Origin of the sequence: Alteromonas sp. Mac1 (assembly GCF_001562125.1) — a bacterium.
GTDB classification, from domain to species: Bacteria; Pseudomonadota; Gammaproteobacteria; order Enterobacterales; family Alteromonadaceae; genus Alteromonas; species Alteromonas stellipolaris.
Map to the genome: position 1 here is coordinate 2,621,981 of NZ_CP013932.1, position 15,404 is coordinate 2,637,384.

10 protein-coding genes and 2 tRNA genes are annotated in these 15,404 nt (G+C 43.7%); all 12 read right to left on the reverse strand.

Going from position 1 to position 15,404, the window contains the following annotated elements; translation table 11 throughout:
* Positions 1-45: 45 nt before the first annotated feature.
* Positions 46-315 (reverse strand): 30S ribosomal protein S15, encoded by a 270-nt coding sequence (rpsO, locus tag AV939_RS11165; RefSeq protein ID WP_013783816.1) that lies wholly within the window; start codon positions 313-315, stop codon positions 46-48.
* 103 nt (positions 316-418) lie between these two features.
* The gene (truB, locus tag AV939_RS11170) at positions 419-1,393 is read right to left on the reverse strand and encodes a tRNA pseudouridine(55) synthase TruB (protein WP_057791453.1); all 975 of its coding nucleotides are present in this window, start codon (positions 1,391-1,393) and stop codon (positions 419-421) included.
* Positions 1,394-1,795, reverse strand: coding sequence for a 30S ribosome-binding factor RbfA (gene rbfA / locus AV939_RS11175; RefSeq protein WP_013783814.1), 402 nt, complete (start codon positions 1,793-1,795; stop codon positions 1,394-1,396). It lies immediately after the preceding gene.
* A 181-nt stretch (positions 1,796-1,976) separates the two neighbouring features.
* Positions 1,977-4,583, reverse strand: a complete 2,607-nt coding sequence (gene infB / locus AV939_RS11180; protein ID WP_061997665.1) for a translation initiation factor IF-2 — start codon at positions 4,581-4,583, stop codon at positions 1,977-1,979.
* 25 nt (positions 4,584-4,608) lie between these two features.
* Positions 4,609-6,102 carry a transcription termination factor NusA gene (nusA, locus tag AV939_RS11185; RefSeq protein ID WP_013783812.1) on the reverse strand — a complete coding sequence of 498 codons (1,494 nt, stop codon included), beginning with the start codon at positions 6,100-6,102 and terminating at the stop codon, positions 4,609-4,611.
* A 45-nt stretch (positions 6,103-6,147) separates the two neighbouring features.
* Positions 6,148-6,606, reverse strand: coding sequence for a ribosome maturation factor RimP (gene rimP, locus AV939_RS11190; protein ID WP_013783811.1), 459 nt, complete (start codon positions 6,604-6,606; stop codon positions 6,148-6,150).
* Between the two features lie 344 nt (positions 6,607-6,950).
* Positions 6,951-7,946, reverse strand: coding sequence for a response regulator (locus AV939_RS11195; RefSeq protein WP_061997666.1), 996 nt, complete (start codon positions 7,944-7,946; stop codon positions 6,951-6,953).
* The gene (locus AV939_RS11200) at positions 7,946-11,275 is read right to left on the reverse strand and encodes an MHYT domain-containing protein (protein WP_061997667.1); all 3,330 of its coding nucleotides are present in this window, start codon (positions 11,273-11,275) and stop codon (positions 7,946-7,948) included. The genes AV939_RS11195 and AV939_RS11200 overlap by 1 nt, the downstream gene beginning before the upstream one ends.
* A gap of 387 nt (positions 11,276-11,662) precedes the next feature.
* Positions 11,663-11,739 (reverse strand) — tRNA-Met (locus AV939_RS11205).
* 65 nt (positions 11,740-11,804) lie between these two features.
* A tRNA-Met gene (locus tag AV939_RS11210) sits at positions 11,805-11,881 on the reverse strand.
* A 182-nt stretch (positions 11,882-12,063) separates the two neighbouring features.
* A complete protein-coding gene (locus tag AV939_RS11215; protein ID WP_057791445.1) occupies positions 12,064-12,369 on the reverse strand; it encodes a 4a-hydroxytetrahydrobiopterin dehydratase in 306 nt (101 codons plus the stop codon).
* Positions 12,370-12,564: 195 nt separating this feature from the next.
* On the reverse strand, positions 12,565-15,276 hold the full coding sequence (locus AV939_RS11220) for a TonB-dependent receptor plug domain-containing protein (RefSeq protein ID WP_057791443.1): 2,712 nt from the start codon (positions 15,274-15,276) through the stop codon (positions 12,565-12,567).
* Positions 15,277-15,404: the final 128 nt, after the last annotated feature.

The following is a 15,404-nucleotide window of genomic DNA, read 5'->3' on the forward strand; positions in this document are numbered from 1 at the left end:
ATAAAAAAAGCACCCTAGGGTGCTTTTTTCATTAAAAACTTAAGCTTATCGACGTAGGCCAAGACGCTTAATTAGGTCAAGATAACGCTCAGCGTTCTTGCCTTTAAGGTAGTCTAGAAGCTTACGACGCTGGCTAACCATACGTAGAAGACCGCGACGTGAGTGGTGGTCTTTCTTATGATCAGCAAAATGGCCTTGAAGCTTGTTGATGTTGTGAGTTAACAACGCAACTTGAACTTCAGGTGAACCAGTATCACCTTCTTTTACGCCATAATCAGCAATGATTGTTGCAGTTTCGTCTTTAGTTAGTGACATAACATTCTCCTAAATTATGTCCGGCCGATCACTAATTCAGCCAGACGGAATGAAGCGCGTATTATAATGACAGCGCGCGAGTTAGCAAGGGAAAGTGTAAACTTTATTGGTTGTACACAACCCGTCTTTTGGGATTCACAAAAATATCGCCATTAGACCCCACTTGGTCTTTTGGATCTTGAACGCCTTCACCTACACCTAAAAACAAACCTTGTTCATTTTCTCCAAAATAAACTCGGTAAGGCTGGCCGACAACTAATGCTTCGCTACAAGTGCCTTTAACACTTTGACCATTATCAAAACGCTGTTTTTCAGCATCGTTAATGCAGACCAAAGGCAGTCTACTGACCGCGGTGTCCATAGGTATCATAAAGGCATCAAGTGCGGCAAAGTCGCCCTCATCTAATGCTTCTTGAGTAGCAATTAGCGTATCAAGAGATACCATTTTATCCGTTGGATAATCGGCTACTTCAGTACGGTGCAATCGTGTGACGTAAGCGCCGCACTCAAGGATTTGACCAATATCGTCTACTAACGAGCGAATATAAGTGCCTTTGCTGCATTTAACGCGCATATCCACTTCTGGCAACGCAATTCGCGTGACTTCAAGTTCAAATATTTCGATGTCTCTGGCTTCACGCTCAACTGTTATCCCCTGACGAGCATAGTGATAAAGAGGCTTACCTTGGTGTTTTAGCGCCGAAAACATGGAAGGCACTTGTTTGCTCTTCCCTAAGAATTGCAAACACGTGTTTCGAACCGTTTCTTCATCCACCGTCACCGGCTTTTCTTCAACGACTTCACCATCTGCATCAGAGGTAGTAGTACGAATACCTAAGGTTGCGGTCACTTCATAGGTTTTCTCTGCGTCTAATAGAAACTGAGAAAACTTAGTGGCTTCACCTAAACATAAAGGCAACATACCACTGGCTAATGGGTCTAGTGCGCCTGTATGACCACCTTTTGAAGCTTTGAACAACCAACGTACTTTTTGAAGAAGTTGGTTTGAAGAGCCGCCTAATGGCTTATCTAGCAATACTATGCCGTTAATATCACGGCCTTTACGACGCCTTGCCATTTATTCCTTCTCTTCTGACTCGTCGGTATCTCGTTTAGCGTCATCTGCCGCAACGGTTTGCGATACCAAGTTAGAAATGCGCATTCCTTCGATAATTGATTTATCTTCAAAGAAATGAAGGTGCGGCACAGAGCGCATGCGTAAACGCTTAGCCAAGATACTACGAATAAACGGCTGAAACTCGGCCAGCTGTTTTATTTGTCTCTTGCCTTCTTCTTCTGTGCTGTTATAGATAGTCACATAAATTTTAGCGTGGGCTAAATCTCGAGTTACATCTACATCAGACACGGTAATCAGCGGCATATCGCCTACGCGGTGTTTGTATTCATTTTGCAGAATGCTAGCCACTTCTTTATGAACTTGCTGCGACACTCTGTCGGTACGTGAAAATTCACGAGCCATAACTTTCTCCTGTCTTTAAATCAGCGATTGTTGCCAGTCACTCAGGCTTTTAAAGCTAAGCCGTTTAAAGGTATAGCCTGTTAAAGCTTAGCCTATAAACAACAAGGTCTCTTTTTGAAAAGTGACAGACAAAAACGGGGGCTTGTGCCCCCGCTTTAATTATACTGATTTAGTTAGGCAATTAGATTTCGCGTTTAACTTCAACGATTTCGAAGACTTCGATTTGGTCTCCAACTTTTACATCGTTGTAGTTCTTAACGCCGATACCACATTCCATACCGTTACGTACGTCTTGTACGTCATCTTTGAAGCGACGTAGAGATTCTAGTTCACCTTCATAGATTACTACGTTTTCACGAAGTACACGGATTGGATTGCTACGCTTAACCACACCTTCTGTAACCATACAACCAGCGATAGCACCAAGCTTAGGCGATTTAAATACATCACGCACTTCAGCCAGACCAATAATTTCTTGTCTGAATTCTGGCGCAAGCATACCGCTCATTGCTGCTTTCACTTCGTCGATTAGGCTATAGATAACGCTGTAGTAACGTAAATCAATTTCTTCAGCTTCTAATACGCGGCGTGCAGTTGCATCGGCACGAACGTTAAAGCCAAGTACGATAGCGCCAGAAGCCGCTGCCAATGTTGCATCAGTTTCAGTGATTCCACCTACGCCGCTACCAACAATATTCACTTTAACTTCTGCCGTTGATAGTTTAATCAACGACTCAGCAATCGCTTCTACAGAACCTTGTACATCAGCTTTAAGTACAATGTTAAGTTCGCTAACGTCGCCTGCTTCCATGTTCGCGAACATGTTTTCAAGCTTGGCTTTTTGCTGACGAGCTAGTTTAAGTTCACGCTTCTTCTGATGACGCTTAGCCGCTACTTCACGCGCTTTACGCTCATCTTTAACAACTGCTGCATCTTCACCGGCTACTGGAACACCAGATAGACCTAGTACTTCAACAGGTGTAGATGGACCCGCTAGCTTAAGCTCTTGACCATGCTCATCGCGCATTGCACGAACACGTCCGTACTCTTCGCCACATAGTAAGATATCACCGGCTTTCAGCTCACCTTCTTGGATAAGTACTGAAGCCACTGGACCACGACCTTTATCAAGACGTGATTCAATAACGATACCGCGACCTGGACCTTTAGCTACCGCTTGTAAATCTAGTAACTCAGCTTGAAGATTAATGGCTTCTAGAAGACCATCAACACCCATACCAGTTTTAGCAGAAACGTTACAGAACTGGTGCTCACCGCCCCACTCTTCTGAAATAACTTCCAGTTGAGAAAGCTCAGTTTTAACACGATCTGGATCCGCTGACTCTTTATCCATCTTGTTCACGGCAATGATTAACGGTACGCCTGCTGCACGAGCATGTTGAACCGCTTCTTTTGTTTGTGGCATTACGCCATCATCTGCCGCAACAACCAAGATAACGATATCTGTAGCTGTTGCTCCACGAGCACGCATTGCAGTAAATGCGGCGTGTCCAGGAGTATCTAAGAAGGTAATTTCGCCATTATCAGTTTGTACTTTATAAGCACCGATATGCTGAGTAATACCACCCGCTTCACCGTCTGCCACTTTCGCGCGACGAATGTAATCAAGTAGTGATGTCTTACCATGGTCTACGTGACCCATAATGGTTACAACAGGTGCACGTGACGTTTTATCACCACCTGTGCCATCATCAGCTAACAATTCTTCTTCAAGCGCGTTGTCGTTAACCAGTTCAAATTTATGACCCATTTCTTCAACAACAAGTACTGCTGTGTCTTGGTCAAGAACTTGGTTAATGGTCGCCATCTCACCCATTTTCATCATGGTTTTGATAACTTCATTCGACTTAATCGCTAACTTGCTAGCAAGTTCGCCAACAGTGATAGTTTCACCTAGCTTAACGATACGCTCTACTGGCTGAGCTGGCTTGTTGAAGCCTTGCTTCAAGTGCTCACCCGCATTACGCTTAGACTTTCTGCGACGACGTGAAGAACGCTCAACTTGGGCGTCTTGCTCGTCTTCTGCTTCTTGAGCATAACGGTTTGAATGTAAGTGAACTTCTTCAGCTTCCGCTTTCTTACGTGCTTCAGCTTCTTCTTTCCAACGACGCTCGTTTTCTTCTGCTAATTTACGTGCTTCATCAGCCGCTTTCTTAGCATCTTCTTCAAGCTTCTTCTGCGCTTCTTCTTCTTGCGCTTTACGAAGACGTTCTTCTTCCTGACGAGCAGCTTCCTGAGCGGCTTTTTCTTCAGCCGACATTTCAGGCTCGTCTTTTTTGCGTGCTTCAGCGTCTTTCTTAGCTTGCTCAACGCGACGTGCACGTTCTTCTTCAGCAGCTTTTCTTGACTCTTCCGCTTTACGCGCTTTTTCTTCAGCAGCTTGTTTTGCTTCAGAAGCAGCTTTTTCTTCTGCTTCACGTTTCAAACGTGCTTCTTCAGCTAACTTCGCTTCTTCTTCCGCTTGACGTTGTTGCTCTTCAGCATCAGTACGCTTAACGTAAGTACGCTTCTTACGTACTTCAACTTTAACTTCTTTAGACTTGCCTACGCTAATAGTACTGGTTGTCTTGCGTTTAAGTGTCATGCGCTGTGGTTCGGACGCGCTGCCGTGTTGCTTACTTAAATGATCCAACAGTTTCTTTTTCTCTTCTTCAGTAACCTGAGCGCCGGCATTCTTTGTAATACCCGCGTCTTTAAACTGGCCAACCAATCGGTCAACGGTCGTACCAATGTCGCTGGCGAGCTTTTCAATAGATACATCTGCCATTACGTATTATTCCCCCTGTTGACCTTTACTCTTCATTGAACCAAACGATATTACGTGCTGCCATAATCAGCGCACCCGCAGTAGCTTCGTCTAGTTCATCAATATCACTAATTTCATCTGTGCCTTGCTCGGCCAGTTCTTCAAGGTCGGTAATGCCGCGGCTGGCCAACACATAGGCCACGTGCTTACTCATTCCTTCAAGGCCTAGTAAGGCTTCGGTAGGCTCTGCGCCTTCAAGCGATTCTTCGTTTGCTAATGCACGGGTCGTAAGGAATGCACGTGCACGATTACGCAATTCTTCAACGGTATCTTCATCAAGTCCGTCAATGGCAAGAAGCTCGCTTGCTGGCACGTATGCCACTTCTTCCAATGTGGTGAAACCTTCATCAACCAACATAGCAGCAAACTCTTCGTCTACATCTAAGCCAGCGGTAAAGATGTTCAACACCTTCGCGTTTTCTTCTTCATGTTTCTTGTTCAGATCTTCTACTGTCATCACGTTCAATTCCCAACCAGTTAACTGGCTAGCAAGGCGAACGTTTTGACCGCTACGACCGATTGCCTGAGCAAGGTTGTCAGCTTCTACTGCTACATCCATCATGTGACTGTCTTCGTCCACAACAATAGAGGCAACTTCTGCAGGGGCCATGGCGTTAATAACAAACTGTGCAGAGTTTTCATCCCACAATACGATATCAACACGCTCACCACCCAATTCGCCCGATACTGCTTGTACGCGTGAACCACGCATACCCACACACGCACCAACTGGATCTAAGCGTTTGTCGTTAGTTTTAACGGCAATTTTTGCACGGGAACCCGGATCACGAGCCGCCGCTTTAATTTCTAGTGTTTCTTCAGCAATTTCCGGTACTTCAAGTCTGAATAGCTCTACAAGCATGTCAGGGTGAGTACGGCTGATAAACAACTGAGCGCCACGTGCTTCAGGGCGAATTACATATAGTAAGCCGCGAACACGGTCGCCTGGTCTGAACGTTTCACGAGGAAGCATATCGTCACGGTAGATAACACCTTCGGCGTTATTACCTAAATCGATAATAATGTTGTCGCGGTTTACTTTCTTAACCGTACCGGTTACCAACTCGCCGACTTTATCTTCGTATTCTGCAATCATTTGCGCGCGTTCAGCTTCACGTACTTTTTGTACGATAACTTGTTTCGCGGTCTGCGTAGTTATGCGGTCAAATTTGATAGATTCAATCTGATCTTCCACATAATCGCCTAATTGAAGCTCAGGCTCTTCTACTTGTGCAGCAGAAAGGGTGATTTCTGCGAACGGGTTCTCTTGTTCCTGATCATCAGGAATAATTAACCAACGACGGAATGTGTCGAAGTCGCCAGAGGTTCTGTCGATACTTACTCGTACTTCAATATCGCCTTCATTTTTCTTTTTGGTGGCACTGGCTATTGCAAATTCCAGCGCTTCAAAAATCTTCTCTCTAGGCACTTGTTTTTCATTTGAAACGGCTTCCGCCACTAACAAAATTTCTTTATTCATTTTAGCCTCACTCAAGCTTTCGTCGATGAAAGCATTGCTGTTCCGTTATTCGAATGTGGGAACAACGTTACCTTTTTCGATATTCGCCACAGCTAACTGGAACTGCTGGCCATCCACTTCAATACTGACTACGCCATTGTCGCAAGCCAATACTTTGCCTTTAAAGTTACGTCTGTCGTCCATCGGCATAGATAAACGAACCTGAACAACTTCACCTACAGAATCAACATAATGCTTTTCTTTGAAAAGCGGTCTATCCATACCTGGTGAAGATACTTCTAGGTTGTACTCTGTGCTAATTGGATCTTCAACATCCAATATCGCACTCACTTGATGACTTACATCTGCACAATTATCTACGGAGATACCGTTTTCATGATCAATAAAAACGCGAAGAATTGAATGTTTCCCCGCTCGTACAAATTCGATCCCAACCAATTCAAACCCCAAAGCTTCTACACCTGGGTTAAGCATTTCGGTTAGTTTCTCTTCAAGTTTTGCCAATGCAAACCTCCAAAAACGAAAAAAGGGCCTTAAGCCCACCTGTCATCACCTAGCTCAGCTAGGCTGACTCCAGGGTCTAATACAACAAAAAGCCCCGGACTAGCGGGGCTTTTATTAAAATTCTGAACCCAAATTTGTCAAAAAGACAAATGCAAACACATGGGTAAAAAACACCGGTAGGTGATAGTTTGCTGAGAATGGAAGCGTTACTTTCCTAAACACTGAGGGAGCCCGCTACCATCACTTAATAAGCGCATTATACTGATTGACGTCACATTAAGCAACAGCACTCGACTATTAGTTAGTAGCCCATGATTTATAGCACAGACTCTATAAGTCTTTATCTAGTCTTCGTCTTTCCACTTTTCTTTTATTTCTAATATCTGAGGTAATTTTGCCATCAGCAAATCAATTAGCGCCGGATCGAAATGCTTGCCCTTCTGACTTTCCATAAAGGCTAATGTTTTGTCTACGCTCCATGGCTCTTTATAAGGCCGTTTGCTGGTAAGCGCATCGAATACATCTGCCACGGCACAAATTCTTCCCTCAATAGGAATATCTTCACCTGCTAGTCCGTTCGGGTAGCCACTACCATCCCATTTTTCATGATGAGTCAGTGATACCGACTTGGCTACCACCAACAATGCAGAATCGCATTCCCCTAAAATTTCAGCACCAATTTCAGGGTGGGTCTTCATTATTGCAAACTCTTCGTCTGTCAATTTACCCGGCTTCAACATGATACTATCGGAAATACCAATTTTACCTATATCGTGCATAGGCGCTGCGTGCAGTAATATTTCAGCTTGTTCATCACTAAACCCGTAAGCGAGTGCCAATTCTTTTGAGTAATGACTCATGCGTAATACGTGCATGCCGGTTTCGTTGTCTTTATATTCAGCTGCACGGCCTAAGCGCTGTACCACTTGCAATCGAGTACGCATAAGTTCATCAGACTGCACTAACGACAAATGGGTTTTAACTCTGGCTTTTACCACCGGTGGTGAAATGGGTTTAGTAATATAATCAACTGCCCCAACCTCAAAACCCTCTGCTTCATCGTGCTCATCATTTAACGCAGTAACGAATATAACTGGAATATGACGTGTATCGTCTTGACCTTTTAATATTCTACATACCTCGAAGCCTGTAAGTCCTGGCATCATAATATCTAGCAAAATAAGTTGAGGTTGACGCTGCGAGGTTAATCTAATCGCCTCTTCACCGTTCTTGGCAAAAATGAGTTGGTAGTCTGCAGCTAACAGTTGCTTTAAGACTCTTAAATTTACTGGCTCATCATCAACCAGTAACAAGGTAGGCTTTTCAATAGTTCTAAGCATTATTGCGTTTCAGTCTCTGTGGCCAACGTATCAATAAGCTCGACGAGCTGCGCTTCGGCACGTTCGAACTCAAAATCATCAATATCCATAATAATGGAGGCTATGGTGTCTTTGTATTCACCACCAGCAAGCGCTTTAACTTCTTGTAATTCATCTTCATCAAGCATGTTCTGCTCAACACTCTGTTTCAGTTTAGTTAGGTGCTCTAACAACACAGTGTAGTTAACATCTTGCTTAACGTGCACCGTTTTGGATTCATGAGTGCCTTGTAGCCATGTAATCACTTCATTGAATGATTTTTTAAGTATTTGTACTGTTGAAATATCTAATTCACCAGCATGTGCATTTTTCTCAATATCTCGGCAAACTGACATCAGAGGGTTTAAACATAGGTTTCCGGCAACGCCTTTAATGCCGTGAGCCAGTGATGCTGTTTTTGCTGCATCGTTATCGAGAATTGCTGTTCTTATTTGCGCAATTTTGGCTTCGTTTTCACGGGTAAATCGCTCCACTTCGTTGCGATGGGTTTGTGCGTCACCCCAAAGCATAATTGCTCGATTTACGTCTACCACTTTACTTAATTTAGGTTTTTCTGATTTATCATTATTAACAACTAATGTGGCTGATTCATCAATCTCTTTGCCCAGCACCCGTGCCATCTCTCGAGTAAGTACGGGGTAATCAATAGGCTTATTCGCAAAGCCATCCATTCCCGCATCGGTTGCGGCATGTCTATCCTGAACTAACACACTGGCTGTTAACGCGATAATTGGCATCGGAGGTAGGCCATGCTCAACCTCATATTTTCGTCTTAGTATTGATGCTTCTAGGCCATCTAATACCGGCATTTGCAAATCCATCAACACCAATTCAATACCGGGGATATTCATTTTTTCCAGTGCTTCTTGGCCATCGCGCGCCACTTCGACGGTATGCCCAGAACGCGATAATAACAAAGACAACAAATCAATATTTTGAGCGATATCATCTACGATAAGAATATGCATTGGTGGCAATTGGACAGGTTTACCTTCTTCCATTGCCATAGGGGCTTTTGCTGGCACAAGCGGTAAGCGGAAGGTAAAAGTACTACCAACGCCAAGCTCGCTTTGCGCACAAATGTTTCCGCCCATCAATTCAACAAGCTGTTTAGAGATAGTTGTGCCTAAACCTGTGCCGCCATACTTTCTACTCATTGACGCGTCAGCTTGGGCGAATGCGTCGAATACACGATTGACCTGCTCGCTATTCATGCCAATACCCGAGTCTTTTACTTTAAAGTAGACAAAAGAGCTGTCACTGGATACTTCTAACACCACACTGCCATCGCCAGTGAATTTAACAGCATTACCAATTAAGTTATTAAGCACCTGCCTAATACGCTCTGGAACACCATTGTAGGCCTCGCGAACTTCGCTCCCCACTTGTACTTCTAATGAAATTCTCTTGCGCTTGGCTTCAAGCCAAAATGTAGAAATCACGGTATCGACTTCTTCGCGAATTATGAAGTCGCGATAATCTAAATCGAGTTTGCCTTTATCTAACTTAGCGCTATCAAGAATATCGTTTAACAGGTGCAGCAGTGAACGTGCAGAGCGATTTACCGTGGTAAGGTGACCGTGCTGTTCTGGCGGCATTTTTTCTGCAAGCATTAAATCACTGAAACCAATAATGGCATTCATTGGCGTTCTTATTTCATGGCTCATATTGGCAAGAAAGTTTGTGCGAGCAGCGGCAGCCTGCTCTGCTCTTTCTTTTGCCGCTTTAAGTTCTTCTTCCATTTCCCTTCGGGCGGTAATATCAGAAATAAAGCCATCTAAATAAATAGTGTTGCCTTGCTCATCAAGGACATGAACACCATGTTCGGTCACCCACCGAATATCACCCGCTTTATTAATAATACGGTACTCAATACTGAATGCTTTATGGGCAGCCACTTCTGCTTCTACGCGCGCCACATCATCGGGGTGACAAAGGGAACCAAACGTAATTTTAGGGTGTGGCAAAATAAAATCATCTGCGGCATATCCCGTTATCTCGCTTACTGCTTGGCTGATAAACTCCATGGGCCAATTAGGCTCATTCAAGCAACGATAAGCCATACCTGGGATATTAGAAATAAAACTCCTGAACTTAGCTTCACTTTCACGCAGCGCATCTTCCATTGCTTTGCGTTTTCTTAAGTCAGAGAAAAAACCAACGAATAAGGCCTTACCATCTACCTTGGTATACCCAATCCCAACCCGAACAGGGATATATTCCCCACCTTTACCAACAATGACCACCTCTCGGCTGGTTCCAATTATTTGCTCAGTCGGTACTGATTTTTGTTCAAAGAAATCACTGCTGTAAATTGATTTTTTGTCATCTGGCGCCAGTATTTTTCCTTGTTGACCAATAAGCTCCTCCGGTGAATATCCTGTCACCGCAGTGACTGCCGGGTTAGCTGTTTTAATAATGCCGGTACTGTCTACTGTAATAATGGCATCTACCGCAATATCCGTAATAGCCCGCTGAATTCGTTCGCTCTCGATAGCACGTGAACTGACATCTTTGTACTTAAACAACAAGGTAATACCCAGCACTAATGCAATGAGCGTAACCGTAACCATTGCAATTGAAAGTGCTAGATAAATTGATATTTCAGAAGGCTGTGAAGTAAATTCCATCCCTGGCGGCATAACAAATCTGGCTGCTAACATTCCCGTGTAATGCATACCTCCTATGGCAAGGCCCATTACAATACTTGCAATTAAAGCATCCCTTCCCAAGCTCGACTTTTTTATCCCCACGGCACTTAGGCCAAATTTGATCCATAGGGCCAGCATCGCGAGGCAAACTGCGACAACAATTGAGAGTATAAATAATGAAGGGCTGTAGCGAAGTAAAGGCGACATTTCCATAGCCGCCATACCGCTGTAGTGCATGGTGCCGATGCCTGACCCCACAAGCACGCCGCCAGTTAATATTTCGGTGAATGAAATGGTAGGCTTTGTCATGAGGTAAAGCGCTACCCAAGCCGCGGCTATGCCCGGTAATGCAGACGCTAAGGTTATCCCTACGTCATAGGAAACGGCGGTGCACAACTCAAAGGCGAGCATACCCAAAAAGTGCATGGCCCATATCCCGCCCCCCATGGCGATACTACCCGCACTGAGTAATGTGTATTTTCTGAATTTATTAGTAGAAACGGCGGCCTGAGTGGCGACGTTAAATGCCATAAATGACGCAAAAATAGCAATCATTAACGATAGTGCTACTAAGCCAAAGTCATAACTTCCATCGAGCAAGGTGACCTCTTGCCCTATCGTAAAATATTCTTGAATCATACTACCCAAAAGCGCGCATTTCGAAGCGAAGGAAATTTAAGAATTATCAAATATACCAAGGGTATATTTCTTCTTTTTCTATTATATAGGGTTACTTTTACCATTTTACGTTCACTAATTAAATATGCGCTGTAAATTAAATTGGCCAAGCGTGTGCCGGCAATCCCGCTTAAGAGCTAGGCATATATATGAGCTTTGGCAATTAAGCGAAAGCTACCACCTTTGGTGCATGCAAAGGCTTTACTGAGAAATTTAGGATGGTCTGTATTGACAACAAAACAGGGGGTTAGCGTGAAGACATATAATGAAGTGAAGTAATTAAGAAATGAAAATCAAGAAGCTGTGCTTTAGAAACAAAAAACCCCGGCATAAGCCAGGGTTATAATGTGGTTGCGGGAGCAGGATTTGAACCTACGACCTTCGGGTTATGAGCCCGACGAGCTACCAGACTGCTCCATCCCGCGTCTGTACATTTAACTGCTTGCCTCTATATTTAGACAACTCAGTATTTAAATCGTTTAATTTTCTGTGGTTGCGGGAGCAGGATTTGAACCTACGACCTTCGGGTTATGAGCCCGACGAGCTACCAGACTGCTCCATCCCGCGCCAGAAAATAACGTTGTTGGCTTGAGGTGTTTGATGCCTCCCTTCAACGTGGGGCGTATTATACATACGCACTTTTGTAACACAAGGACTTATTACTTAATTATTTCACTTTTCTGACTGAACGCTTTAATTTTAATCGTTACGTTCAATCGGCAAACAATTCAAGGTTAATAATTAAACGTTTAGGGTTTAAAGCTTTCCATTTTTGTTGCCAGTTTAAAATCTAATTCGCTTAAACCACCCACATCATGCGTCGTTAATTTCACTTCAACGCGGTTATAAACATTAAACCATTCCGGATGATGCTTTAATTTCTCTGCCCAGATAGCAATTTGTGACATCCAACCGAATGCCCGAATGAAACTTTTAAAGGTAAATGTCTTTTCAATCGCATTATCGCTTAATGTCCACCGTTCGTTTTCCTCAAGCCCTTCATTTAACATATTGAGATTTTCTTGGATTTCTTCACGGGTTAATATTGTACTCATATAGGCCTCCTTCGCTTATAGTAAACAATGTAACCAATACGCTTTGTGAATTCAGCTTTTTAGATAAGAAAGTGTCATAGTAAAAATGCAGATGTTGGCGAGAATTCTTTACATAAAAAAGCGGCCTATGGGATGCGCATTTTCATGAACACTTAACATAGGCCGCTAGGTTTGTTTGGTTAAGAAGATTGAGTTTTAAAACTCTACCGCTAACCGTGCATAAATTTGACGCCCACGGGGGTCATGCACTTTTGAATCAAAACCACTATTGGTAAACAACTGAGGAGGATCTTCATCAAATAAGTTCAATCCGCCTACAGTGACAACATAACTTTGTTCCGTTTCAAATAGCGAACCTAAGTCGATGTTGTACTGAGCATCTACTGTGACATGGCTATCTACTTCGTATAAACCATTTGTACAGGCACCTAAGTTTGTAGTGCCATCTGAGCAGTTTTGGTCATCATCGTACGAAGAAATGTAACGAACAAATAAGTTAGCCGCGTGAATGTCGTTTTTCCACGCAAGACCGAAGTTCATTCTAAGTTCAGGTGAAGAAACCCCGATATTGTTGAAGTTTCTGCGCCCTGCCCCGTCAATATTACCCGCTTGCGGATCCATCAGGTCATATTTCATGGTGTAGGTACCGTTTAAAGACGGCGTGAAACTACCAAACTCAGTGTCAATCTTGTAACTAGTCACAAAATCGATACCCGACGTTTCCATCTCACTTGCATTCACGTAAGTGTTGTTAACTTGTAACACAGGGCCATTTAACGGGTCGCCAGCACGAATAATGCGGTCGGTATCGGTAGGGTCAAGATTTAATACTGCTTGCGCATTTTCCTGAATGATTAAATCTTTGAACTCAAAGTTCCAGTAATCAAGCTCAATAGAGAAATCTCTGAAAGGCTCGTATGAAAAACCAATATTATATGCGGTAGATTCTTCTGGTTTTAGATCTTCGTTACCTGAGGTTCTTACTGCAACAAACGCTGTAGCCCCTTGTACTGGGTCGATAAGCTGTTGTAGTGACGTAGCGCCACCTTGTGCTAAGAACACGGTAGGTGCTCTGAACGATGTAGACACCGAACCCCGTAGTGAAAACTCATCGGTAGCGCGATAGGACACAGCAAGTTTAGGGTCTACTGTGCTACCAATGCTACCGCCGTAGTCTTCATAACGAACGGCAAGTTGAACGTCTAAATCTTCACTTAATGGTAAAGCAAGTTCACCAAAGGCAGCCCATACGTCTTGGCTTCCATCAATATCTGGATTACCTATAACGAAGGTGAAGCTGTCTTGGTTAGCCAAATCATCATAATCTTGGCTTAACTGCTCTTCGCGATATTGCACACCTACTGCTAACGCGGCAAACCCACTACTCATTTCAAAGATATCGAATGAAGTAAATGCTTCGAACACTTCAAGATCAGCTTTTGAATCTATGATTTCTGTGCCGGTGAACGAATCAACCACGTAATCAGAGTTAGGTGCTGACGAATAAGAAGTAGCAAAAGGATTGAAGAATTCACAATTTCCTTCGCCTGGTGTTCCTGCAATAGGATCACATGCCGAGCCACCTAAACCATATAGGGCAAGCTGGAACTCAGTGTTTAGCACATCAGGTACTTTGAATAAGAAATCATTCACTGCACGGGTATAACTCACCTCCCAGAAGCCGCTGTCAGTCACACCTTGTAAGTTGGTGCTGAATCTAAAAGTGTCTGATTCTGTGTTTGCCGGATCGCCATCGAAGCCATTTCCTTCAGCACGGCCAAAGAAGGCAACAGACTGACCAAATGGATTTTGAGGGTGGTAATCAGGAACAATCGGTGATGTTAAAATAGGGAAACTTGGCGCCCCGCCACGTTCAGCGCGGTTACGCGCCATACTAAGCTCAGCTGTCCATGTAATGTCATTAGCAAACTCATAGTCTGCTCTTACATAAGAATTAATTCGACTTTCATCGGCAACATAAGAATAGAACTTACCAAAATCGAAGCCGCAAAATCCAACTTCTAGTCCAGGAATTGTGCCACTAGGGGCAAGTAAGTTTGGTGCACCACCAAACTCCTCACACCCGTATGGGTCAATGATAGGTAACGCCCCAGCGCCTGGAATAGTAACAAAGTAGGAGGCAGGGTTACCTAACGCACTGGTGTCGTCTTCGGGGCGGCTTAAGCGTCGGTCACTTAAAAATAACGGTGAACGGTTCGTGTAGCTTATGGCTGCTAGTACGCTACCATTGTCGCCTGTTGCTCCCCATAAACCTTGAAATATATATTCTTTGTTATCACCATGGGCGCCGTCTTGATAATCTACACTGACCATCGCACCATCGTAATTACGTTTGGTAATGAAGTTAACCACCCCTGCAACCGCATCTGAACCGTATAAGGCCGATGCACCGTCTTTTACGACTTCCATTCTATCAATGGCAATCATAGGTACAAGTGAACTTGTATCTACGAAATTTAACCCTTCGTTAGTAGGTTGAGCGGTTACCACTTGGCGTTTGTTGTTTAACAATACTAAGGTAGATGCAACACCTAACCCACGTAAGTTAATGTTTGAGGTGCCGGCTGTGGCGTTTTGTGTAAAGGCATCAGGGTTGTTCTCTGCGCCAGTATTAATCGTTAATGTTTGCGTGATATCCGCTATGTTTTTAGCACCTATTGAATCGATAGCAACGCTGTCTACTACCGCTAATGGTGAAGGTGACTCAAAGTTCTCACTGCGACGAACAAAGCTCCCTGTAACGAGAATTAACTCTACATCTTTTTTACTTTTAGATTCAGCTTCAACTTCTTCGTTAGCATCTTGCGCATACGCTAAAAAAGGAGAACAAAATAAGGCAGAACTGACTAAGGCAGCTACTGCAGTCTTACGCGTTTTAAATTTCATAGTGTGATTCCAAATCTGGGCGCATCACTACCGGTAAAACCCACACTTTTCCGCTAGCAACAGGCTGGACGATTTCTCATTGTTATTGTGAAAGGTCAATGAACAATCTTTGACCTGCAATATTGATG